Origin of the sequence: Bacillus sp. 22-7, assembly GCF_010628845.1 — a bacterium.
GTDB classification, from domain to species: Bacteria; Bacillota; Bacilli; order Bacillales; family Cytobacillaceae; genus Cytobacillus; species Cytobacillus firmus_B.
Genome location: NZ_NJQY01000006.1, coordinates 87,676 through 110,409, shown reverse-complemented (window position 1 = coordinate 110,409; position 22,734 = coordinate 87,676). Strand labels below are relative to the sequence as shown.

General features: G+C 41.3%; 23 protein-coding genes and 1 pseudogene. 19 read left to right on the top strand and 5 right to left on the bottom strand.

From position 1 onward, the window contains the following. The first annotated feature begins 3 nt into the window (after positions 1-3). From CE058_RS04470 to CE058_RS04450, 5 genes are all read left to right on the top strand, one after another. The gene (locus CE058_RS04470) at positions 4-750 is read left to right on the top strand and encodes an ABC transporter ATP-binding protein (protein ID WP_163140543.1); all 747 of its coding nucleotides are present in this window, start codon (positions 4-6) and stop codon (positions 748-750) included. Then, complete coding sequence (locus tag CE058_RS04465) at positions 747-1,508, top strand: ABC transporter permease (protein ID WP_163140541.1); 762 nt, start codon at positions 747-749, stop codon at positions 1,506-1,508. The genes CE058_RS04470 and CE058_RS04465 overlap by 4 nt, the downstream gene beginning before the upstream one ends. Next, complete coding sequence (locus tag CE058_RS04460; RefSeq protein ID WP_163140539.1) at positions 1,505-2,509, top strand: ABC transporter substrate-binding protein; 1,005 nt, start codon at positions 1,505-1,507, stop codon at positions 2,507-2,509. The genes CE058_RS04465 and CE058_RS04460 overlap by 4 nt, the downstream gene beginning before the upstream one ends. Positions 2,510-2,522: 13 nt before the next feature. After that, positions 2,523-3,290, top strand: coding sequence for an SDR family oxidoreductase (locus tag CE058_RS04455; RefSeq protein ID WP_163140537.1), 768 nt, complete (start codon positions 2,523-2,525; stop codon positions 3,288-3,290). A gap of 74 nt (positions 3,291-3,364) precedes the next feature. Further along, a complete protein-coding gene (locus CE058_RS04450) occupies positions 3,365-3,652 on the top strand; it encodes an EamA family transporter (protein WP_163140535.1) in 288 nt (95 codons plus the stop codon). An 11-nt stretch (positions 3,653-3,663) separates the two neighbouring features. Here the strand turns inward: CE058_RS04450 and CE058_RS04445 are convergent, their stop codons facing one another. The 3 genes from CE058_RS04445 to CE058_RS04440 all read right to left on the bottom strand — a co-directional run bounded on the left by CE058_RS04445 (position 3,664) and on the right by CE058_RS04440 (position 5,963). Then, complete coding sequence (locus CE058_RS04445) at positions 3,664-4,359, bottom strand: GerAB/ArcD/ProY family transporter (protein WP_163140533.1); 696 nt, start codon at positions 4,357-4,359, stop codon at positions 3,664-3,666. 953 nt (positions 4,360-5,312) lie between these two features. Beyond that, positions 5,313-5,456 (bottom strand): hypothetical protein, encoded by a 144-nt coding sequence (locus tag CE058_RS24685; RefSeq protein WP_204260514.1) that lies wholly within the window; start codon positions 5,454-5,456, stop codon positions 5,313-5,315. Positions 5,457-5,741: 285 nt separating this feature from the next. Next, positions 5,742-5,963 (bottom strand): hypothetical protein, encoded by a 222-nt coding sequence (locus tag CE058_RS04440; protein ID WP_163140531.1) that lies wholly within the window; start codon positions 5,961-5,963, stop codon positions 5,742-5,744. Between the two features lie 427 nt (positions 5,964-6,390). On the opposite strand from CE058_RS04440, the gene CE058_RS04435 reads away from it, so the two are divergent. Both CE058_RS04435 and CE058_RS04430 read left to right on the top strand, forming a co-directional pair. Then, the gene (locus CE058_RS04435) at positions 6,391-6,708 is read left to right on the top strand and encodes a YciI family protein (protein ID WP_163140529.1); all 318 of its coding nucleotides are present in this window, start codon (positions 6,391-6,393) and stop codon (positions 6,706-6,708) included. 939 nt (positions 6,709-7,647) lie between these two features. Further along, the gene (locus CE058_RS04430) at positions 7,648-7,938 is read left to right on the top strand and encodes a hypothetical protein (protein WP_163140527.1); all 291 of its coding nucleotides are present in this window, start codon (positions 7,648-7,650) and stop codon (positions 7,936-7,938) included. Positions 7,939-8,054: 116 nt separating this feature from the next. On the opposite strand, the gene CE058_RS04425 is transcribed toward CE058_RS04430, so the two are convergent. Then, positions 8,055-8,765, bottom strand: coding sequence for a nucleotidyltransferase domain-containing protein (locus tag CE058_RS04425; RefSeq protein WP_457990177.1), 711 nt, complete (start codon positions 8,763-8,765; stop codon positions 8,055-8,057). A 240-nt stretch (positions 8,766-9,005) separates the two neighbouring features. Here CE058_RS04425 and CE058_RS04420 point away from each other — a divergent pair. From CE058_RS04420 to CE058_RS04400, 5 genes and pseudogenes are all read left to right on the top strand, one after another. Beyond that, positions 9,006-9,119, top strand: a pseudogene (locus tag CE058_RS04420) (multicopper oxidase domain-containing protein); the annotation flags it as partial. A 488-nt stretch (positions 9,120-9,607) separates the two neighbouring features. Next, a complete protein-coding gene (locus tag CE058_RS04415; RefSeq protein WP_163140523.1) occupies positions 9,608-10,591 on the top strand; it encodes a LacI family DNA-binding transcriptional regulator in 984 nt (327 codons plus the stop codon). Between the two features lie 226 nt (positions 10,592-10,817). Then, a complete protein-coding gene (locus CE058_RS04410; protein WP_163140521.1) occupies positions 10,818-12,248 on the top strand; it encodes a PTS transporter subunit EIIC in 1,431 nt (476 codons plus the stop codon). Positions 12,249-12,303: 55 nt separating this feature from the next. After that, a complete protein-coding gene (locus CE058_RS04405) occupies positions 12,304-13,794 on the top strand; it encodes a glycoside hydrolase family 32 protein (RefSeq protein ID WP_163140519.1) in 1,491 nt (496 codons plus the stop codon). Positions 13,795-13,804: 10 nt separating this feature from the next. Continuing rightward, the gene (locus tag CE058_RS04400; RefSeq protein ID WP_163140517.1) at positions 13,805-14,818 is read left to right on the top strand and encodes a carbohydrate kinase family protein; all 1,014 of its coding nucleotides are present in this window, start codon (positions 13,805-13,807) and stop codon (positions 14,816-14,818) included. A 358-nt stretch (positions 14,819-15,176) separates the two neighbouring features. On the opposite strand, the gene CE058_RS04395 is transcribed toward CE058_RS04400, so the two are convergent. Next, positions 15,177-15,575, bottom strand: a complete 399-nt coding sequence (locus CE058_RS04395; RefSeq protein ID WP_163140515.1) for a DUF1259 domain-containing protein — start codon at positions 15,573-15,575, stop codon at positions 15,177-15,179. A gap of 174 nt (positions 15,576-15,749) precedes the next feature. On the opposite strand from CE058_RS04395, the gene CE058_RS04390 reads away from it, so the two are divergent. From CE058_RS04390 to CE058_RS04360, 7 genes are all read left to right on the top strand, one after another. Beyond that, positions 15,750-18,071, top strand: coding sequence for a xanthine dehydrogenase family protein molybdopterin-binding subunit (locus CE058_RS04390; protein ID WP_163140513.1), 2,322 nt, complete (start codon positions 15,750-15,752; stop codon positions 18,069-18,071). Continuing rightward, entirely contained in the window at positions 18,068-18,916 is an 849-nt protein-coding gene (locus tag CE058_RS04385) for an FAD binding domain-containing protein (RefSeq protein WP_163140511.1), read from the top strand. The genes CE058_RS04390 and CE058_RS04385 overlap by 4 nt, the downstream gene beginning before the upstream one ends. Continuing rightward, on the top strand, positions 18,903-19,382 hold the full coding sequence (locus CE058_RS04380) for a (2Fe-2S)-binding protein (RefSeq protein WP_286167867.1): 480 nt from the start codon (positions 18,903-18,905) through the stop codon (positions 19,380-19,382). Before CE058_RS04385 ends, CE058_RS04380 begins: the two co-directional genes overlap by 14 nt. A 339-nt stretch (positions 19,383-19,721) precedes the next feature. After that, positions 19,722-20,213, top strand: a complete 492-nt coding sequence (locus CE058_RS04375; RefSeq protein ID WP_163140509.1) for a fasciclin domain-containing protein — start codon at positions 19,722-19,724, stop codon at positions 20,211-20,213. Between the two features lie 393 nt (positions 20,214-20,606). Further along, the gene (locus CE058_RS04370; protein WP_163140507.1) at positions 20,607-21,701 is read left to right on the top strand and encodes a DNA sulfur modification protein DndB; all 1,095 of its coding nucleotides are present in this window, start codon (positions 20,607-20,609) and stop codon (positions 21,699-21,701) included. Continuing rightward, positions 21,698-22,414: a DNA sulfur modification protein DndB gene (locus CE058_RS04365; protein WP_163140505.1), complete on the top strand. Its 717-nt coding sequence runs from the start codon at positions 21,698-21,700 to the stop codon at positions 22,412-22,414. The genes CE058_RS04370 and CE058_RS04365 overlap by 4 nt, the downstream gene beginning before the upstream one ends. Then, a complete protein-coding gene (locus CE058_RS04360; protein WP_163140503.1) occupies positions 22,402-22,731 on the top strand; it encodes a hypothetical protein in 330 nt (109 codons plus the stop codon). The genes CE058_RS04365 and CE058_RS04360 overlap by 13 nt, the downstream gene beginning before the upstream one ends. Positions 22,732-22,734: the final 3 nt, after the last annotated feature.

Below are 22,734 nucleotides of genomic sequence, written 5' to 3'. Positions count from 1 at the left end.
ACTATGAGTTTTTTAATCATTGACAACGTAACCTATAGTTATGATGGAGAAAAAAATATAATAAATGATACATCGTGGGAGATTAAAAAGGGAGAATTTCACAGCCTATTAGGACGAAGCGGCTGCGGGAAGACAACTTTATTGAAAGTAGCAGCAGGACTTCTAGAGCCCACTACGGGGGCAGTTGCGTTAGGAAATAAGAAAATAACCGGACCTTCATCTGACATCGGCTTTGTTTTTCAGGCACCTACACTACTGGAGTGGAAGACGGTCCTTGAAAATATTCTTTTGCCCATTTCATTAAAAAGAAAGCGAACAGCGGAAGATTGCGAGAGAGCCAAGACATTATTAAGGATGATGAAGCTAACGGATTATGACGGCCATTATCCATCTGAACTATCAGGTGGCCAGCAAAGCCGTGTCGCTATAGCACGAGCCTTGATTAATCATCCTTCAATGTTATTTTTGGACGAGCCTTTTGCTGCACTTGATGCCATTACAAGGGAAGAGCTGCAGGATGATTTATTATCACTGTGTCATGATCAAAAAATGACAGTATTATTTATTACTCATGATATAACTGAGGCAGTGTATTTATCGGATCGGGTTGCAGTCATGAAGAACGGAGAAATTATTTTAGAATTAACCGTACCACTGCCAAAGCCGCGTCAAGCTTCTGATCGGTACAGTTCCTCGTTTAATGAGCATTGCTTAAAGATTCGAACTACCATGAATGGGTGGGAAGGATGAAAAACTACAGACTTTATTCATTCGTACTGTTCCTCTTGCTAATGATCATATGGGAGCTTATCGCAGGTACGATGTCAGAGCTTATTTTACCTGCTCCTTCAGTCGTCTTATCTGTACTTTGGGATGGAATGGTGTCCGGGTATCTCTTGCCGCATCTTTATAGGACATCCTTAGAAGTTATTTTAGGACTTTTCTTTGGAAGTCTAATAGGTTTAATAGCGGGTATGATCTTGGGAGAAATTGAATTCTTAAGAAGAATCATTCTTCCCTATGTCATTGCCAGTCAGGCTGTGCCAAAGCTTGCACTTGCCCCGTTATTTATCTTGTGGTTTGGCTTTGGGATGACATCAAAAGTAGTCATAACCGCCCTTATATGCTTCTTTCCGCTTCTGGAAAACACTATCGTGGCAATTAAGCAAACTGATTCAAATAAAAAAGAATTATTTCGAGTTTTAAATGCTACAAGATGGCAAACATTACTTCATCTAAAACTTCCCTCCGGGCTGCCTAGTATTTTGGCTGGATTTCGTGTCGCGGTAGTATTAGCGGTTGTTGGAGCCGTTGTTGGGGAGTTCATTGGAGGCAGTGAAGGATTAGGAGCCATGATTATTGCATCACAAGGGATGATGGATACACCCCTAATGTTTGCTGTCCTTATATTACTCACCCTGCTAGGGATGTTTTTTTATGAAGGTGTGCGACTGGTAGAGAAATGGCTTATAAAGCCCAAAAAGAAGGAGAAAATGAATAGAAAATGAAGACCATGATGAAGGCATTTATTATAGCAATTTTAACAATCTTAACAGCATGTAACCAAGATTCAACTAGTACAACACAAGAGAAAGCAACGCTGGAATTAATTCGAGTAGCAAGCTGGAGCAAACCGATTACAGAACAAACAAACCTGCTTGTAGAGGAGAAGAAAGGGTTTTTCAAAGAACAAGGATTAAACATGACCTTTATTCCTGGTGCAGGAGGGGGAGATGCAATTAAAAATATTCTCACAGGAAAAGCCGACATTGCTTTTACTGATCCAGGCTCATTATTTTTTGCCTTAGACAAAGGGGAAAAACTAAGAGTGATTTATAATATCTATCCTCAGAATGTGTTCAATATTGTTTCATTAAAAGATAAAGACATTACGAAGCCAGAAGACTTAAAAGGGAAAACGATTGGTGTTTACAGCCTTTCAAGTGGGACAAGACAAAATTTATTAGTTTTATTACATGAGGCAGGCTTAACAGAAGAAGACGTGAAGATTGTTGAAACAGGCATCTTAAACTTTGCTCCATTAATGCAAGGACAAGTGGACGCAACAGCTGCTACAGATACTGGTTTATTTAATGGCCAACAGAAGAGTCTGGGTGAAGTGAACGTCATGGAGGTTAAGAACTATCTAAACTTTCCAAGTGATGTATTTGTTGTAACAGAGGAAACATACCAGGAGAAAAAGGAGCTTTTACAAAGCTTTATCATTGGTTATAGAAATAGTGTTGAATGGATGATAAATAATCCGGATGAAGCAGCTTCTTTAGCGGCGGCCTATGCTATTGATGGGAAAAACGAAGCCAATAACCTGGAAATTATTAAGATTCGCAACGAATCAAGTGTATCGGCAACAACTGAGGAACGGGGCTTAGGCACTTTTGACATGGACATGTTACAAGCGGCAGCAGATACCTATAGAAGATTAGGATTGGTTGAAAACCCACTGAACATGAAGAATATTGTAACAGAGGAGCTTATTCCGAAAAAATAATAGGAGATATGGAATGAAATTTCAAAACAAAGTTGTGCTTGTCACAGGATCAAGTCGTGGAATCGGGGCATCCCTTGCAAAAGGTTTTGCCAAAGAAGGTGCTACTGTTGTCGTTAATTATGTAAAAAACCAATCAGCAGCTGAAGAGGTTGTTTCAGCTTGTATTGAACTTGGTGGAGATTCTTGGGCCATTCAAGCTGATGTAACGCAGGAGCACGCTGTAAAGGATATGGTTGATGAAATCTTATTAGAAACAGGAAAAATTGATGTGGTCGTAAATAACGCTTTTAGACCATACACTTTTAATCCAGATCAACGAAAATTAGCCTGGCAACTCACTTGGGAGGATTATCAGGAGCAAATGGATGGTACACTTCGTTCTACTCATTACCTTTGCCAGGCTGTTATTCCAGCTATGAAAAAGCGAGTTCAAGGAAGCATTATCAATATGGTTAGTAATTTAGTAGAAAGGCCGATTGTACCATACCCTGACTACACAACCGCTAAAAGTGCTGTTGTAGGTTATAGTAGAAATTTGGCTGCAGAACTGGGGTCTTTTGGAATTAGAGTCAACTGTGTAGCGCCAGGATTAGTCTATCCAACAGATGCAAGCCGTGATACAAAAGAGGAAGTAAAGGAGATGATTATTTCCCAAACACCATTAAGACGGCTTGCTTCACCAAGTGATATTGAGGGGCCGGTCTTATTTTTAGCTTCAGATTGGAGCAAATTTATGACAGGGCAGACACTTTATGTAGACGGTGGCCTTGTTATGCAGTAAAGAAAGTGGAAGGAGTTAGTTAAATTAGCTAAAGCATTTAGCTTATTAAGAAGTGGGTCATTTGGTAAGCAATAATGGCTTCAATAGTTCAATTTGCAATTTGGTTCTTTCTTTTACAAAAAGAAGATACAGGTAGGGTTAGTTCATTTTTATTCCAAGCACCATTTTTTGGCGTGCTTTCTGGTTGGCTCTTACCAATGGCCAATGAAAAATTAGATATATCAACTTTAATTGGAGGCAGTCACATTTTAGTAGGGATTTATTTGGTTAACAGACAAAAAATATGGAATAGAAAAACAATATTAGACGACGGTCTAAGCCGGGTTCCTCATTTTGGCCGCTTCCTCTACGCCAAATTCTGAGATGGCTCCTATTAATGGACCAATGTTAACAGGGCAAGTATGATTCCAACTAATACAACCCACCTTAATTTGAGTTTGTCTTTAAGATATGGAGTCAAAAATAAAATAGCAGTGATGTCAAACAGGCCTGAACATGAACAGAGTATTCCTTTAAATAAACCTTCAATGCCATTTTCATAGAGGGGAAACAGCAACTCGTAATTCTTGTTTGGAATATTCCCTACTGCGACAAAAAAGCCAAAGAATGAAACAATCGGAATGACAATCAAGGCAATGGCGCTAATCGTCCTGATTCCTTTGACAGATGCATAAAAACAAACAAGGGAGAAAAGAAAGACAATAATTAAATTCGGGACTTCAAAAGCGTAATTTCCTTTTGCCCAAAAAAAAGTGAATTTGAGGGTAATAAATGCTGATAACAGAAAATATAGTCCAAACAATAAAGCAATGATGGAAGTAATCCATGAAGGTAACCTTTTTCTTTTCAGTAAAGTGATCAGGTCATTTTGACGGTCCATTTTTTTATAGATGTAGAAAATAATCAGGCACCAAAGAATCATAGGCACTATACTAAAAAGAACACTTAACCAGGAATCCCTTTTTGCTGTTGAAAGCAGGATTGGAAGAATGAGCACATGCACAAGAAATCCTGTAGAAATGATTTGCAGAATATATATGTGCAAGGATTGAATTACTTTTTGATTCATTCGATCACCTTTGAATTCTTTAATGTCTGTTCTATAGTTTGAACTCCGCTTTGTTAATTTATGTACACTCTTTTTTGAAGACAGAGAAGATATACCGGCTAGAAAAATAATCAATTTCAAGGACTCCAGATACATGTATCTCTGTAACTATAAAGGGTTTTTAGAAAATACTAAGCCAGTGTGCACCTATTTGGAGCTGCAGCTCTCGATGCTGGCTTTGTCTGGTTCGTCACATTGGTCTGAACGATTTATCCGCTGATGGGATATCTTGGATTTAGGCTGATAGCGGCGAGTAAGAATGCGTGGTTTAGCATTAAGAGGAAGGCTATGGATGTCAAAACAACGATTCCTATTGAACAATAAGAGCAAGGAAGGTAAATGAACAGATTTAAGAAGCTCGATTCGCGGTGCGGAACTGCGAATCGAGCTTCTTTTTCTTGATTGATCCTTAAAAAATAATAATTTCTTAACATATTTTTTCTATATCCTTGTTTAACAACTATACACCTGTCCCTCCTTTTAAATAATCTATTATGAAGGAGGTGAGCTGTAATGTTAGGGGATGCGAAAGAGAATCAGTCAAGCTGTTCTTCTGGAAGAAAGCTTAAATCATTATTTCCACAAATAGAAATTGTGCCTAGAAGTAATCTGGTAGACACTCCAGACGACAACTGCGAGTATTATTGTATCGGCTATGTTTGTGTTAAAGTCTGCTATGGAGAATAACCAGCTTATTTTGACCATGAGTGTGTTTATGCGCTCAGGTGTACATAATAGTACTGTTCCTGGATTGATGATTTATAGCTTAACAGTCAGTTATTAGAATAACGCAAAAACCTATAGTATAGACACTATTTAACAGGCTGTTCTTTCCTTGAAAATTTTGCTTGGCAACCTAAATTTTCATCACAATAGCAAAGAAATAAAGAGAAAAAACCACTCGAAATGGTCTTCTAATCTCTCATTGCTCCTGCCTCTTTGGAAGTCATTGCACCTTGCCCCTGGCTTACATCTTTTTGGATTTCTTGTTTTACTTTTTGCGGATCAGTTCCGGCAGGTTTCGTCATTTTATTCTTCGCTTGTTGCTCCTGTTGCATACAGATCCCTCCTCAATTTTTTAACACAAACTTATAATTTACAATAAAACACTCATTTATCAGAGGATTTGAGAAAAAAGTGAGGAGAGCATTAAAGCCAAGAAGACCACTTTCTGCTTTAAGCATGAAAATCATGTATTAATGACTGTTGCGATAAGGGCACGATCATTTAAAAAGCTGCTATCATAAGCATTTATAGAATTACCACCTATAGAAAGAGAATATCGTAAACTCTCCTTAAGATGCCTGCGTTCCTTATCGTATGCTACAGGATTTATTCTATTTCTATTTCGTCATAGTAAAGATTCTTCCATTATTTAACTCGCACCAATCTAATCCGTCATATGTTTCCTTATTGCCATACTTATTAAAAAAAGCTTCCTTGTTATCGAATACTTCCATTAAGCCATTTTCCAGTAATGTGATCATTTGAAAAGTATTTAATTTAAAAACGCTGGAGACAGCTATTAATTCACCTATATGGACATTGTTGGCAACTTTTTTCAAAATTCACACTCCTTATTAGAAAAATTCTGCTCAGACACACCGTTCCTAATAGAAATATCCCGATACGTGCCTAACAATACATATATTTTTAATCTTAGCTGTACAGATGAATGTATGCGCCGACTCTACCAATACAAATTCAAAAGAAAAGAACTGACTGTTAGCTGACGAGTTTTCTCTGTTTAGAGATAATCGTTAGAAAACACTTTATTGTGTTATTATTTGGGTAAAGGATGCAGGCTTATACGAAGGTACTTGCAGCATTTGCTGATCATTCTGATTTAGTGACTGTATGGAACACTGCTAGAGAAGCGTTTGGACCATACCAGTACCTTAACTGGAGTCACCGTTTTGGGTTATGAAAATCAATTAGTTGAAATAAAAGCAGTCGCTGCAGTATCGAAAAAAGGCAGAGGGGGATAAATTTATGCAATTTATTATTACGGCTTATGACGGCACTGATGAGAAGGCCTTGGAAAGAAGATTACAGGCAAGGGAAGAACATCTGAGAGGTGTAGAGAAGAGATGTAAAGAAGGAGAGCATTTATATGCTGCAGCGATCCTTGATGATGAAGAAAAAATGATTGGCTCCATGATGGTGGTGGAGTATCCATCAAGAGAGGAACTGGACCTATGGCTTAATGAAGAACCTTATGTAACCGGAAAGGTATGGGAGAAAATTGAGGTTCATCCTTGTAAGGTGCCACCCATTTTTATGCAGCTGCATGGGGAAAGAAGCTCATAATACATCAATCTGAATTTGAAAACCGGTTAAACGATTGTTTTCTGCCGTCTGTATAAGTACTGGCGGCTTTTTAGTGTAAATGTAAATAACTGATGATCATCTTTTCCCTCTGGTGCTAATGTAGTTAATCCTGTGATTTATTTAAAGAACGATCGGTATTCTTATTTATTCTCCATATAAGATATTCGGTTTGTAACTTGGACCATACAAAGCCGCGGACCATTAAGGCGAAGTAGAGTTTCCTAACTTGTTTATTTTCTGATTTTCTTCCTGCAAATGCAGTAAGAAAGGCTGCCAGGACGTGCGCCAATACAGGGAGAAAATTTTTCATCTTTAACACTCATTTCTTTTTAATTATAATTCAGGAATTTATATATTCTTCCTTTAAACGCCCATGCAAAAACTTACTAGTGTTAATTAATCTTCCTGTTTAGCTAGACCAATATTCATCAGAGAACGTTCCCCGTTTTTCACCCGCTTTCGCAAGAGGAACCAGGTGATAGAGCTTAGGGAAATTAACACAATTTCCAATGTAAAGATAGATGGATAAGGACCCGGTAAATCAATTAAACTCGGGCTTTTCGGTTTGTGCCGCAAGTACCAATAATTTCAGTCTGGCTGGTTATTTACGAAAAAAATGATTGGCAAAAGTAAAGATCAATAGGTTCCTTGTCTTTTACAGAAAATAAGCTAAATTGGAACGAATGATTACTGCGGCTAAACCAACCCATGATTTTCCACCCCACTAATGAATAAGAGCAAACATAAGGGATGCTTATTCTATATGATTTATACACTTTTGGGCTCTAAATGGTTAAAGTCATAAAAAATTATTGCCCTTTGATTCTTATCAAGATTGGAAGTCCATTGAAATAGAATAAGATACATTTTTCTACCGATAATAAGGAATATTTTAAAAAAGAAAGAGGAGAGTATTCCATGCGAGATGTAACTTCTTCAAAACCGAAATCAGAGCCTAACGCTGTTCCTTTTGGGGTTAAGTTAACAGATAATGAAATTACAAATGGACTAGCATTTAAGCTCGTTACATCCTCTCAGCTTTGTGCAAAGAGAAAAGCAGATGCATTATGTAATGATGCAGTAAAAATGTGGATTGAATTCTTTCTTGAATGGGCTATGTTTGGTGGAACTCTAAAAACAATTATGCGAAAACGAGGGTGGATGAAGGTTCCGCCTTATTATTTTCCCCCTGGATTTATGAATAAGTAGAAAACGAACTCATATTTTTATTTTGGCTCTGTTAATCAAATGTAAATTAAGGGCCTTATAATAGGCCCTTAATTTTTTCATCTTCAACTAACGCTCCCCCCAATTGAAGATCACATCTATCTTTTTCCTAAAGAAAAACCATCAAACAACTTTCCCCCAAATGGCTGCAGGACATTATCAGCTAATTCTATAACTTGGCCTTTGTTGCCTGTCTTATAAAATATATCAAAAGCCTTTACAAATTGATTTGCGAACTCCTCATCATAATCTTTTAATGAACGATATACCCATTTAGATGCACCAATCCATTGACGGTTTGTTCTCAAAACGAATTCACTTAATAACTCAGCAAGTGTAGTGGCTATAAATAATTCTTCTGATCTATTAGAAGAACCTATAAAATCATCGAGTGCATCCGAAAGAAAATATCGCTTTGTATTTATCGTTTCTTCGGACCATTCTTGTGGACCGTTATGTAATAAATCATTTGCCTCTTTTCTTATAGACTCAATTACCCCATCATCTTTTAGGACGATCCCTTCTGAAACCATTCTTGGCATCGACGGTCTCGCTCTTTCATAATCCATTTTAAAAAATTGTTTATAAGAGGTTAAAGTATGTACAAACACTTCAATATACCAGCCATATTCTATTAATGACTCTCTGTAAGATGTTCTATTGTTTTTATCAAAAATAACAATATCAAGGTCAGACTTTTCTGTTGCTTCACCCCGTACAACACTTCCTGCTAATAAAGCTCCCTTACAATTCGGAAAATGGGCATTAACAAACTGGTGTGCTGCTTCGATAGGGGGTAATTTATTCAAATTTGTCACTGGTTTCACATCCGATTAATAAAATTTCATATACTTGTTCTATATTTTAGAGGAAAATACCTTTAAATTCTATGCCTTGCTTAACTATCCTGTCCTGTTGAAGAAGTGAAAATTAACTAAAACTTTATCAAAAAGTACTATTGGCATTTAAGAGTTTGTTAAAGTAAATGCATACTATTCCATCGTAAACACACCTAGGATACGGTAAGAAGAATTTTAGTTCCCTTTAAGCATTATATTGGAGAGTATGTATGGAACTGTCACATTCTTGAACACGAGGATCATGATATGATGAGACCGCTAATTATTACAGATAAGGATTGTGAGCAGGTAAATCTATTATAAAAAAATGGACCAAATTCGCCATAGACGAGTCAGAATTCAATAAAGCTATGTTCAAAAAAGCAGCCCTCAGGACGGATTTTTGCCTAGTGTATTTTAATGGTTATGTAAATAGATTATGATGTTTTTTAGTTGTTTGCTATTTTTCGGATACGATGATAGGTTCTCCAACAGAGTTTCAATCGTCATGGGAATGTATAGAAAAATCAAGCCTGTAATTGTGAACGTTGCTGCTGTGATTTTTAAGTTAATCTGCTAAAGTAATCAATGCGGAGGATACCTTTTTAAAAAAGATTTTGGTAAGGTACAGCGGCAGGTGAGATAGTTAGTCGTAACAGTGATCCCGGTAAGACTGTAATGAAAGCTGAAATATCGTGGAATAAATCTAATCTTACCAGCTGTACGATAGTTCCCACACGCACCTCTCTATAATTACTTCAACTATTCATATATAATATAAGCAATTCTAAATCCAAAAAGGTGAACATTTCATGAATACAACGATCAAAGATATAGCAAAGCTTGCCGGAGTTGCGAAGAGTACCGTTTCGAGGTATTTGAATGGCGGCCATGTAAGCGAACAGACAAAAGCCAAAATCAGAAAGGTGATTGAGGAAACGAAGTATGAACCTAATTCGTTTGCACAAAGCCTGAAGGCTAAGAAAACGAACTTTATCGGTGTCATTGCTCCTACGCTGGATTCTTATGTAACATCGACGGTGCTGATGTCAATTGATGAAGAGCTGAGAAAGCGGGAATATACCACCTTGATCATTAGTACAAGCAAGCATGTTGACCGTGAAATCGAAAGCCTGACCAACTTGTCCCGCCAAAAAGTGGACGGCATAATTCTGATTGCGACAGGCGTAACGGAAAAACATATCGAGACGATTAACTCCATTCAAATTCCGGTTCTGATCGTCGCCCAGGAGGTCGATCATTGCACCTGCATTATTAATGATGATTATCAGGCAGGGTTTAAAATGGGCCAGTATGTTGCACAAAAAGGGCATCGCGCTGTGGCATATATCGGAGTAGCGGAAAGTGATATAGCCGTAGGGCAGCGCCGGAAGCAGGGGATAATGGAGGGTTTAAAGTCTGCTGGAGTCTCTGATGTTAAAACCTTTGTATCCCAGTTTGATTTGCAGGATGCGGCCAGAGTTACACAGGAAGTGCTCGAGGAAAGCTCTCCGACAGCCATTATTTGTGCTACTGACACAATTGCATTTGGAGCGATGAAGACTATCACGAAACTGGGGAAAAAAGTGCCGGAGGATTTTTCAATCGCTGGGTTTGGCGGATACAACATCTCAGAAGTCATTCATCCTGCCCTAACGACCATTCGATTTAAAAATGAAGAGACAGGTGTCATGGCTGCCGAAACGATTATCAAATTGACAAATGGCGAAAAGGTCCCAAACTTGCAGGTCTCCGGTTTTGATTTTATTGAAGGTGAGAGCGTGAAAAGTATATAAAGCTGATAACGTTTTCAAAAATGGGTTGTTGAAAACTGAAAACTGTACTATAATCAAATTAATGGAACCGGTTCCCGCACGACGAACCCTTATATAGGGTGAGAAGCGGGTTGTTTTTTAAACTAAAAAGGAACCGGTTCCAAAAAGTTAATGAACAAACATGACTATTTTTTTATCCAGAAATGGAACCGGTTCCGTTTCTAGATAAAGGGGAGGAAATAGACAAATGGCAAACATAAAATCCAAATACCTGCCTACAGTCCAAGAATTACTAAAGTTAATTGGAGGGAAAGAAAACCTTCAGGGCGCAGCCCACTGTGCCACAAGGCTGCGGCTGGTTCTGAAAGATAATTCACTGGCAGACACGATGGCCATTGGAGAGCTTGATTTTGTGAAAGGTTCGTTCGTAGCTGGAGATCAGCTGCAGATTATCTTTGGGGCAGGTACAGTTAATGATGTATATGCTGTCTTCACAGAAGAAGCAGGCATTTCAGGAATGTCACTTGGCGACGTAAAAGAGCAATCTGCCCAGAAACAGAATGCTTTTCAAAAAGGGATCAAGGCTTTATCTGATGTGTTTGTTGAAATCATTCCAGGCTTATTAGCCGCTGCGCTTTTGATGGGGGTTACAGGACTTCTCAGCCAGGAAGGAATTTTCGGCGAACAGTCGGTGGTTGAAATGTATCCGGCCATTGCTGGCTTTAATCGCTTTATCAGTATCATGTCAACCGGGATCTTTACGATTCTGCCATTGCTTGTTGTGTATTCAGCGACAAAGCGTTTTGGCGGCAACCCGGTTCTAGGGTTAGTGCTTGGTGCGATTATGCTTCACCCCGATCTTGCAAACGCTTATTTAGTTGGAAACGGAACGGTCGAGCCGGAAGTCATCAGTTTATTCGGCTTAAAGGTTTCACTTGTTGCCTTCCAGGGCGGGATTATCATTGCATTGTTAATGGGACTTGTTGTGGCTAAGCTTGACCAATTTTTCAGCAGAAAAGTTCCGGATATTATCAAGCTTTTCCTTGCGCCTTTTCTAACGATTTTGGTTTCTGGTTTTCTATTATTCTCGGCTATTGGGCCATTTGGCCGTCTGTTATCAGATGGCATTACCGCGGGTTTGATGTGGAGTGTCGATAACTTAGGGATTGTCGGGTTCATGCTGTTTGCGGGAATCCAGCAGGTGATTGTTATTACCGGCCTTCATCACGTAATTGGAGCAGTTGAAGCACAGCTGATTGCTGACACAGGATCGAACTTCATTATGCCGCTGATGTCGGTTGCTTTAATGGGACAGGGTGGAGCAGTGCTTGGGTACACTTTGGCTCTATGGAAAAATGATAAAGCCAAACAGATTGGCATTTCAGCGTTTGGTTCGACTTTATTTGGAATCTCTGAACCTGCACTGTTTGGGGTTAACGTGAAATATAGATTTCCGCTCGTTATGGGCTGTATTGGCGGTGCCATTGGCGGAGCGTATGTATACATGACAGGAATTAAGGCATTAGGCTTTGGTGCGACTGCACTGCCTGGTTTCGCGATTGTGGCGGCACAAGGAAACGGACATATCAACTATATTATCGCCAATGTACTGGCCTTAGCAGTAGGAGCGATTCTGACGGTTGTGTACTTTAAAGTGAAAAAACCAAACTTAGATTAATAGAATGGGAGGGAGAAATTCCTCTCTTCTCTATTTTTACAGGAGAGGACTTAGTATGGAGAGATATACAGAAGAGAAGTATCGAACGTTATATGACGCAAAAGAGAATGAACTGGAGAGGCTCCGGGAAAAATCCGCAGAATCCGCATGGAAGCCGGCCTACCATATCCATCCGCAGTACGGTTTAATTAATGACCCTAATGGACTTGCTTATTTCAACGGAGAATTCCACGTGTTTTATCAGTGGTACCCGTTCGGTGCGATGCACGGCATGAAGCATTGGGCCCATGTGAAATCAGCGGACCTTGTGAACTGGGAGCGGCTTCCGGCTGCACTGGTGCCGGTGGAGGATTATGAGTCTCATGGTGCCTATTCCGGTGCTTCTCTTGAGGTGGACGGAATGCTCTATTTGTACTACACAGGCAATATCAAATACAGTGCAGAGGAAAGATCGGCGAATCAGTGCCTGGCGATCATGGACCAGGAAGGGAAAATTCAAAAATATGAAAACAACCCGATTATTGAAGGGGTTCCGCAGGGCTATACCGGGCATGTCCGCGATCCAAAGGTGTTTGAAAAGAACGGACGCTACTATATGCTGCTTGGTGCACAGCGTGAAAACCTGACTGGTGCCATCATTGTCTATGAATCTAATAATGCCATTGCCTGGTCCTTTAAAGGGGAGCTGGATCTGCAGATTGATTTTCCTGATTCGGTGTATATGCTGGAGTGTCCGGATTATTTTGAGCTAGGCGGCAAGGATGTGCTTATTTTCTCTCCGCAAGGGTTAAAGCCTGAAGGGCATGATTACCATAATCTATATAATGTCATGTATGCAGCGGGCCATTTGGATGTAGAAGCTCTTACATTTGAGCCTGAGCATTTCCAGGAGCTTGAAAAAGGATTTGATTTTTACGCTCCGCAAACCTTTGCCGGCAAACATAATGAGCGCCTGTTATTTTCTTGGGCCGGCATGGGTGAAATCGATTATCCGAGTGATAAAGAGGACTGGGCGCATTGCCTGTCCATTCCGCGTGAGCTGTCTCTTGTCGATGGGAAGCTTGCTCAAAGACCAGCAGAAATGCTGAAGCAGCTTCGCGTAAAGTCGGAAACGAGCAGCGTGACCATTGAGTCGGGAAGCCTGATGATTGATGAAGGAATCGGGCAGCACGAGCTCGAATTTAATTTTGATACAGTAGATGCTGATGTATTTGGGATTGAGCTGTTTGCTTCTGAAAAAGAGGGTTTAGTGCTCGAGTTTGACCGCAGCTCACAAGCTGTGAGTCTGAACCGGGAAAAATTTGCATCTTCATTTGGCGGGGAATACGGTTTTGTAAGGACCTCTGAACTGAAAATCGATTCTTCTGTAAGAGTTCAAGTGTTTGTTGACCACAGTATTGCTGAGATTTTTATCAATGATGGGGAAGCTGTGTTCACGGCAAGAGTGTTTCCTGAAAAAGGGTCTAACGGAATCAGATTGTTCAGTGACAAGAAAGTCAGCTGCACTTATACGAAGCATGAGTTAAAGCAAGGCATTACACGTTAAGGGTGAGAACATGACGAAATTATACTCGATTGGTGAAGTATTAATAGATTTTATCCCGCTCGAGAAGGGGGCTGCATTAAAAGATGTCACCGCTTTTGAGCGGGCCCCGGGCGGTGCACCGGCTAATGTTGCTGCGGCTGTGGCAAAGTTTGGACACAATGCATCGATGATTACAAAGCTCGGTTCTGATGCTTTTGGTGATTTTCTGATTGAACAGCTTCAAAACGCCGGGGTGGAGACAGACAAGATTCTCCGCACCAGCGAAGCGAACACAGGACTTGCGTTTGTATCGCTGAAAGAAAACGGTGAGCGTGATTTTTCTTTTTACCGGAAACCGTCTGCAGATCTGCTGTTTGAAGAATCGGAGCTGCAGGAAGAGTGGTTTGGTGAAGGAGATATCCTGCACTTCTGCTCGGTTGACCTGGTCGACAGCCCGATGAAAAAAGCCCATAAGAGAGCTTTGGAATTAATGAAGGAGAAGGGCGGCCTTGTCAGCTTTGATCCGAATGTCAGACTGCCGTTATGGGAGAGTCCAGAGGATTGCCGGGCTGCCATTCTCGAATTTTTGCCTCATGCTCATATTGTGAAGGTTTCGGATGAAGAACTGGAATTCATCACCGGAATCAGTGATGAGGATGAAGCAATTGCTTCTCTGTTCAAGGGAGATGTTCAGGCTGTGGTCTATACAAAGGGCGCTGATGGAGCCGAATTATATACACAAGCTGATAAATGGGAGTCTTCGGGATTCACAGTAGATGTCCAGGATACCACTGGTGCAGGAGATGCATTTATTGGCGGATTTTTATTCAAGCTTCTGGAAGTTAAAGCAAACCCTGAAAATGTGTTAAGCGTATTAAGAGAAAAGCATGCAGACATTTTGCTGTTTGCTAATGCAAGCGGAGCTCTCACTGCCGCCGGTAAGGGTGCGATTTCTGCTTTGCCGGATAAAGAGAAGGTTCTGGCACTTTCTAAGAAGGCAGTTAACATTGATGGTGATAATGCGCCTGGGATAGCAGAAAAATAAAAAATGAGTGGAAGCCGCTTGCTTCCACTCATTTTTTTCAAGCTTTTCAAAGCCCGGATTCGAGGACTCTATTTGCAGGATGGGCTGGTCTATTTGCAAGTTGGGCTGATCTATTTGCAGGATTAGCTGGTCTATTTGCAGGATTAGCTGGTCTATTTGCAGGTTTGTCGGGTCTATTTTGCAGGATGGGCTGGTCTATTTAGGTTTGACTGTCTATTGCAGGATGGGCTGATCTATTTGCAGCTTGGCTGGTCTATTTGCAGGATGGGCTGATCTATTTGCAGGTTTGCTGGTCTATTTGCAAGTTTCCTCATCTATTTGCAGCCATTAATTTTCCCTCCAAAACCATGAAGAAAGACTATCCATACATCTTAATGGCATGAAAAGCTTCCGCTGCTTTTTGCGCGAACGCTAAAGGAGGCTCAACTGATTGAAAGTGAATGTAAAGGATGTGGGGCTTAGCGAACAGCCAGTGGTTGTGCAGGGCACTAATGATGACTCCGTTTTTGACTAACATCTGTGTTAAAAGAGGAATTTCCTCTTCCAGAAGAACAGTTTCACCAAGGTTAAGTGCATTTCCTTGATGGTCCAAAGACTCAAACGAAAGCGCGGCCCCCAGTTCCCCTTTGCTTGGCCGTCCCTGAATGGCAACGTTTAGGTTCCGTTTTATCTCCACAGAGCATACTCCATTTTCAAGCGTCATTTTTCCCTTTAATATATGGGCGTACTGATGGCACAAAGTCTGGTATCCGTTCACGCTGAATGACCACCTTACCTTTTTATATAGAAACTATGAATATCTGCTTTTTTTATGACATAAAAGCTGGGTGGACTTCCTGAAAAATCATATTCAACTCCTGGAGAAATTAGGAATGAACAGCTCCATCTCTACAATATATTGATAAAGGGTGTTCCCGGGAGGTGGAATTTTATGAATATTATCGGAGAAAATGTAATTCGCAAGGAAGCAAACGACAAGGTGACGGGAAGGGCCAAGTATACGGCAGATGAACGTGGAGATCATGCGCTTCATGTGAAAATGGTCATCAGCAAGTATGCCCATGCCCGAATTGTTTCCATTGACCTTTCAAAAGCCAGAAAGGTTCCAGGAGTTAGAGCGATTATAATTGGGAGCAAAGATCTGCCTTTAACTGGTGAAGAAATCAGAGACCGGCCGCCCCTTGCGTTCGAAAAGGTCCGCTGCCACGGAGAGCCTGTCGCCCTGGTTGTCGCTGATCAGCCCTTCATTGCCCAACAAGCTGCCACTTTAATTGATGTTACATATGAGCTTCTCCCCGTTGTCCATTCTCCTTCCCAAGCCCTGAAAAAGAATGCCCCGCTATTGCATGAAAATTTAAGTTCATATGATAAGTTAGGTGCTGCATACCCAGTACCCAATTCGAATATTTCCCACATTACCAAAATCCGTAAAGGAAGTATAGAAGATGGCTGGATACAGAGTGAGGTCATAGTTGAGGAATCTTTCAGGTTTTCTCCTTCTGATCATGCAGCGATGGAGACACGAAGTGCTTCTGCAGAAATCAAGCCGGATGGGTATGTTCATATCATGAGTTCTTCTCAGGCACCCTTCATGGTCAAGAAATTGTTAAGTACCTTTCAGCTAGATACAGGCAAAGTCATCGTTGAGACCCCCTTTGTTGGCGGCGGATATGGAGGAAAGGCAGCCATTCAATGGGAAATTCTTGCCTTTATTGCATCTCGGGCAGTCGGAGGGAAGAAGGTGAAGCTTACCTACTCCAGAGAAGAAGATTTAATAACAGCACCATGCCATGTCGGTCTCGAGGCCAAAATCAAATTAGGCTGTACCAGGGAAGGAATTCTAAAAGCGGCAGAGATGATTTATCTTTTCGATGGAGGAGCTTATTCTGATAAAGCCATTGATGTCAGCCGTGCCGGAGGGGCAGACTGCACCGGGCCCTATCATATTGAACATGTGTGGTGCAATTCATTCTGTGTCTATACCAATCATCCATATGGCAGCCCTTACCGCGGATTTGGCCATTCCGAGGTGCTGTTTGCATTTGAGCGGACAATGGATATTCTTGCACGTAAGTTGCAGCTCGATCCGCTCAAATTCAGAGAAAGAAACGCCATATTGCCAGGGCATACAACACCGACACAGGTGCCATTAAATACTAGTAATCTCGGAAATTTGCCGGCATGCATCGAACGCCTGAAGGAGATTGTGAAGTGGGATGAGGGTGCAGTTCAGGTACTGGATAAGCGAAGGGTGCGTGTGAAGGGAATTTCCTGCAGCTGGAAGACCTCCACCATTGATACGAATGCAAGCTCCGGTGTTCTAGTAACCTTTAATTCTGACGGGAGCATGAATCTGATGTCCGGTGTGGTGGAAATCGGAACCGGCACCAAAACGGTCCTGGCGCAGATCCTGGCTGAGCGCATGAAAATGAACATGGATCAAATACATGTGAAAATGGAAATTGATACCCGTTCCACTCCGGAGCATTGGAAAACGGTCGCAAGCCGCGGAGTATTTATGGCCGGGAATGCTGTTTTGCGGGCAGCTGAAGATGTAATTCGGCAAATCAAAGCTGTTGCTTCATGTGTATTGCGTACTGCCCCAGAGGAGCTTGACGTGGCTAACGGAAGAGTGTTCCTTAGAGATGAACCTGAGACAGGACTAGATCTTAAGGACGTCGTTTACGGTTTTACTTTCCCGAATGGCAACACGATAGGGGGACAGATTATTGGGTATGGTTCCTACACTTTAAGGAGGATGACTTATCTGAATCCGGAAACCGGTGAGGGCAAGCCTGGTCCTGAGTGGACCGTCGCGGCACACCTTATAGAGGTAGAGTATGATAAACGGGATTATACTTATCGTCTAATAAAAGCGGTTTCTGTAGTGGATGTTGGAAAAGTTCTTCATCCTAAAATGGCGAAAGGGCAAGTAATGGGAGCTATGAGAATGGGGCTTGCCTATGCGGGGAGAGAAAGCTTCATCTTTGATGAACTGGGAAGAGTCATCAATCCGCAGCTGCGGACTTACAGGCCAATCCATTATGGGGAAAACCCCGAATATATTGCAGACTTCATTGAAACTCAGCAGAAGGATGCCCCTTATGGAGCAAGGGGTATTGGTGAACATGGCCTTCTGGGAATGCCCGGCGCGCTTGCTAATTGTTTAACCACTGCTTCAGGTATGGATTTAAATCAGCTGCCTTTAACTCCGGAATATATCTGGAAAGTAAAGGAGGCGAAACCGCTTTGATTCCTTTTGATTTTGAGTATTATAGACCAGAAGCCTTAAAAGAAGCGGCCAATTTATATAAGGAGCTGATTGAATCAGGGAAGGAACCTGTCATTTTTGCAGGAGGAACGGAAATCATTACACTTGGCCGGCTAAATGAGGTGAAAACAGGTGCCGTTATTGATATTAAAGGTATTCCTGAGTGCAATACTTTCGGTTTTAAAGGAGATCATTTGTTTACAGGAGCCTCCCTGCGCTTAACCGAAATAGAGGAAATCAATCTCTTCCCGCTCTTAAGCAAAACCGTGAGTGAAATAGCTGACCGGACAGCGAGAAATAAAATAACGGCAGGAGGAAATATCTGCGGGCAGACATTTTACCGTGAAGCCGTATTGCCATTCCTTTTAACCGACAGTGAAATGATGATAGCGCATAGTAGAGGCATTCGAAACGTTCCGATACATGATATTTTTAAAGGCCGTCTTATGTTAAAGCCCGGAGAATTCCTTGTGGGCATAAAAACACATAAAAAGTATCTTCATGTCCCGTTTGAAAGCATCAAAAGGAGGCGCCAGTGGGATACGGGCTATCCGCTGCTTACCGCTGCTGCTGTCAAGGCTGAAGGCAGGATCCGAATCGCAATCAGCGGCCTTACTGATTTTCCTTTCCGTGCTTTCCAGCTAGAAGAAGCTCTCGGGAGCAGGGGGGCTGGAATGGAAGAAAGATTGGCAGAGGCCGTCCGCAGCCTTAATGTGCAGGTTCTGGATGACTCCGAAGGTTCTTCGGAATACCGGTTATTTGTTCTGAGGAACATCCTTTCGGATATAGCTGAAAAATTAGGGGGAGAGACTGGTGAAGGAATCTAGCTCCTTGAACACAAATACTATATTGTCAGTAAATGGGGAGGAAAAAAGAGTTTCCTTTCGAAATGCAGAACTTCTGTTAGGAGTGCTGCGCAGCACGCTTGGTTTAACAGGCGCGAAACCAGGCTGCCTAAATGGAGACTGCGGTGCATGTACGGTCATTATTGACGGAATAGCCCAGAAGTCATGTCTGGTTCTGGCCATTGAAACAATCGGCAAAGACATCACCACCATTGAAGGGATACAGGAACCGATCCAGGGCGCCTTTATTGAACACTTTGCCTTTCAATGCGGATACTGCACTCCCGGCTTCATCATGAACTGCCATTCCCTATTGCTGAATCGCACCAATCCTTCTGATGAAGAAATAACCGAATGGCTGGAGTCGAATATTTGCAGGTGTACAGGATATCAGGAAATAAAGGAAGCTGTTAAAACAGCGATAGAGATTTCCAGAAAAAATAATTAATGTTTTATAGTGAGAATGAAAGCGTGCTAATGCCAGCTGTTTGTTATGAAACGATTACTACAGCTCCATTACTGAAGGCTAAAAAGAGAGCATTAAAAGTCACTAAGAATAACGATGCCTTTATCATCTATAAGATGTCTAAGACCAAAACAAGTTCAATGAAAGAATAAGGGGTTCCCTAAAAAAGAAGGGCACGCCTATTTTGTATGAACCTAAAACAAATTAATCTTATAAAAATTTATTCCGATATGGATAAAACTTACAATCAAACAAATAATAAAGTTTGGAGTTTACATAGTTGATTTGTGTAAACCATTTTTGAAAAAGGAGGAATTTCAAATGAAAAAATTAGCTGTCATTTCCATGGTTTTTATGATGGTGCTGTCCTTCTCTGGACTGGCATCAGCTGCAGAAAACACTGGTACTAAGAAAGACATCGTTGATACTGCTGTACAAGCTGGGGATTTTAAGATCCTGGCAGCTGCTTTGGAGAAAGCGGGACTGGTTGATACGCTTAAAGGTGAAGGGCCATTCACTGTATTTGCTCCAACAGATGCGGCTTTCAACAAGCTTCTGACGGAATTGAACATTACGGCAGAACAGTTATTGGCAAGAAAGGATCTGAAGGATATTTTGCTTTATCACGTTCTTCAGGGTAAAGTCGTGTCTTCAGATTTGAAAGATGGAATGAAGGCAAAAACACTCGCAGAAAAAGATGTGACAATCTCCCTTAACCCTGTTAAAGTCAATGATGCCACTGTGGTAACACCTGACATTGCTGCTTCCAATGGTGTAATCCATGTCATTGATCGCGTATTATTGCCGAAATAGATCTGAGAAGAGACTGAAATTCCCTCGGGGTTTCAGTCTTTTTTTTATGCTTTCTTTTCACGTAGTTTCAAGATGATCAAGCTGAGAACAGCCTGTCACAAAATGTTCGAAATTAGAGGAAAATTTGTTTTTTTTATATCTGTTTTTTTTTTAGAAAGGTTGAAAAGAGTGTTTCAAGAAGGTATTTGTGACATAAATCACAAATAAAAGTCACACGCAAGGTTCGAAAATTTAGCAGCGTATTTTATCTTGTCTTTCCGCTTCCGTCAATAGTATGAAAGCAGGCTGACTTATCAAAATCAGGCCTTAGAAAGAACGGAGCGAGTGTGATGGTGAAAAATGATTTTACAATAATCAGACAACATGCCTATAATGAATCTCGGGGTGAGAAATATGACAGATATTGGCGTATTAACCAGAATTATGGGTTCGGCATACAATCAATTTGGTAAAAAAGTACTGGCCACTCAGCTGCGATATGCGACTTTGGAAGCGATATTTGAAGTAGATGAGGAAGTTCAGAGAAAGCTGGATCCAAAAAGGCGGGTGGAGATTAGAGAGTTTATCATCCAATCGCTTGAAGAAGGCAGGGATTTTTACTTTTCCCCATTTGTGTTTTCGGCCAGAGGCGCGATTCGCCAAACGGAGGATGGATGGGAACTGACTCCCGGAAGCAAGCTTTATATCATCGATGGCCAGCATCGCAGCGCGAGTTTCTCATCTGCCATAAGCCATCTTAAATCCAGAAAAGAATCAGCGGAAGAAACAGGCAGGCTGGATGAGGCAATCAAACTGCAGACCTATATTGAAAGATTGAAAGAATATCCTGTTGCCATGCAGGTATTCCTGGATTTGACAACAACTCAGGAGAGGCAGCTTTTTACTGACATAAATACGGAAAGAAGAGATGCTCATATCGGGCAGGTTATGCTTTACGATCAGCGTGACCAATATACGGAGATGACAAGAACCGTTGCAGCAAAGCTTCAGCCTATCTTTGAAATAGAACAAAGCCTTTCCAGAATTTCCGTTCACAACTCCGCACTTACATCATTAGCCACCATGAAGAGATGCATCATTGCCTTATTTGAAGGCATTTTAACAGTAAAAAAAGGTACCCCGTATTATAGATGCAATCCGAAGGAAGCAGAAGAGATCGCAATCGAATTTTTTCAGATATGGCAGCAGATTTTCCCTAAGAGAAGCGCTAATAGACTTAAATTTGTAAGCGGTTACTCGGGTGTGCAAATAGCTCTTGCTTATTGTGCCAACCAGCTGACCAGGACTCATAACTTATCCTACAAAGAAGCTATACACGAACTCAAACACTTAAAATTTGAGTGCAGCTGGAAGCACGATGATCCTATGTTCCGGCACATGTTTGACAAGAAAAATTCGAAAATTAAAGGCCATTCTGCTACGAGGAAAATCCAGCAGACCTCATTGGAATTCAAAAAGAAAATTGTACAGGAAGGGCTGAAGCCGTGATTGTTCATGATATTTTCACTAAGCGGCAGACTTTTATAGCGCTGCCTGTTTCCGAACTGGTCAAAATGCATAAAGAAAAAAAGCTTATTCTGAGAGACACGAATCAGCTTCAGGTCAGACGGATTAAAAAGTATATCTTCTCGAATGCTGCAGGAGGAGAAATATATATGCCGCCGCTGGTTGCCGCAGCAGAAGAGGGGATGTTAGGAGGGCAACCGCCAGGCGGATTAAGAATTGTAGATGGGTCACACCGGATGAGAGCCATTCTTCAGCTTGAGGATCAAATTTTCATGAGTATGAAAAGTGAGAAGGATGAAGAAATTCGGAATGCTTATCATCTTCAATATCTGCTGGAGAAGACAGAGATCTCCATTCAGGTCCTTGAAGGACTTTCCAAAGATGAGGAAAACCAGCTTTTTATTGATTTAAACACAAAAGGGAAACAGGTGGCATTGTCCAAGCGAATCGCCTATGATTCGAGAGACCGTTTAAACGGGATGACGAACCGGATTCTCCAATCCAATGCCAAGCTGATAGAAGCAGGTGTGGAAACCGAAAAAAGAGCCATTATTCGGCCAGCTAATAAAAAATTCCTCTCACTTTCCCAGCTGCGCTTGCTTGTGGCCACTTTTTTGGCAGGCAAGCTGTTAAACAGATCGGATAATGGAAGGAGAATGCTGGGGGAGAGGATGAAGCTTATATGGATGTCGTAAATTCCTGGTTTGATAAACTTTTCTCCTTTGAATCTCCTGCAAGAATCGGAAACTATCACGAAACCATGCTGGCGAGCTTTCCGCTTATTCAGGCCATATCCATATACGCAATGAAAGACTGGGGATACCAATCACTGTCAGTCAAAAAACAAGGTCTGAGTGAACGAATGGATAGCCTAAAAGAAGTGAACTGGAGCAGCACGAATCCGGAGTGGAGAAGATTTGAGGGAGTTGCAAGAGGAGAATTCTTTTACCTTGATAAAAGCAAGAAAAATATAGAGGCGATTGCCTATTGGCTGGAGACGCAAAGGAGGTGAGCG

Excerpts from the sequence above, each read along its gene's own strand:
- CE058_RS04360 (WP_163140503.1), top strand. The coding sequence starts at position 22,402 with ATGGATGTCGTAAATTCCTGGTTTGATAAACTTTTCTCCTTTGAATCT.
- CE058_RS04470 (WP_163140543.1), top strand. The coding sequence starts at position 4 with ATGAGTTTTTTAATCATTGACAACGTAACCTATAGTTATGATGGAGAA.
- CE058_RS24685 (WP_204260514.1), bottom strand. The coding sequence starts at position 5,456 with ATGCAACAGGAGCAACAAGCGAAGAATAAAATGACGAAACCTGCCGGA.
- CE058_RS04445 (WP_163140533.1), bottom strand. The coding sequence starts at position 4,359 with ATGAATCAAAAAGTAATTCAATCCTTGCACATATATATTCTGCAAATC.
- CE058_RS04370 (WP_163140507.1), top strand. The coding sequence starts at position 20,607 with ATGACAGATATTGGCGTATTAACCAGAATTATGGGTTCGGCATACAAT.
- CE058_RS04405 (WP_163140519.1), top strand. The coding sequence starts at position 12,304 with ATGGAGAGATATACAGAAGAGAAGTATCGAACGTTATATGACGCAAAA.
- CE058_RS04410 (WP_163140521.1), top strand. The coding sequence starts at position 10,818 with ATGGCAAACATAAAATCCAAATACCTGCCTACAGTCCAAGAATTACTA.
- CE058_RS04450 (WP_163140535.1), top strand. The coding sequence starts at position 3,365 with ATGGCTTCAATAGTTCAATTTGCAATTTGGTTCTTTCTTTTACAAAAA.
- CE058_RS04400 (WP_163140517.1), top strand. The coding sequence starts at position 13,805 with ATGACGAAATTATACTCGATTGGTGAAGTATTAATAGATTTTATCCCG.
- CE058_RS04455 (WP_163140537.1), top strand. The coding sequence starts at position 2,523 with ATGAAATTTCAAAACAAAGTTGTGCTTGTCACAGGATCAAGTCGTGGA.
- CE058_RS04465 (WP_163140541.1), top strand. The coding sequence starts at position 747 with ATGAAAAACTACAGACTTTATTCATTCGTACTGTTCCTCTTGCTAATG.
- CE058_RS04390 (WP_163140513.1), top strand. The coding sequence starts at position 15,750 with ATGAATATTATCGGAGAAAATGTAATTCGCAAGGAAGCAAACGACAAG.
- CE058_RS04415 (WP_163140523.1), top strand. The coding sequence starts at position 9,608 with ATGAATACAACGATCAAAGATATAGCAAAGCTTGCCGGAGTTGCGAAG.
- CE058_RS04435 (WP_163140529.1), top strand. The coding sequence starts at position 6,391 with ATGCAATTTATTATTACGGCTTATGACGGCACTGATGAGAAGGCCTTG.
- CE058_RS04375 (WP_163140509.1), top strand. The coding sequence starts at position 19,722 with ATGAAAAAATTAGCTGTCATTTCCATGGTTTTTATGATGGTGCTGTCC.
- CE058_RS04430 (WP_163140527.1), top strand. The coding sequence starts at position 7,648 with ATGCGAGATGTAACTTCTTCAAAACCGAAATCAGAGCCTAACGCTGTT.
- CE058_RS04460 (WP_163140539.1), top strand. The coding sequence starts at position 1,505 with ATGAAGACCATGATGAAGGCATTTATTATAGCAATTTTAACAATCTTA.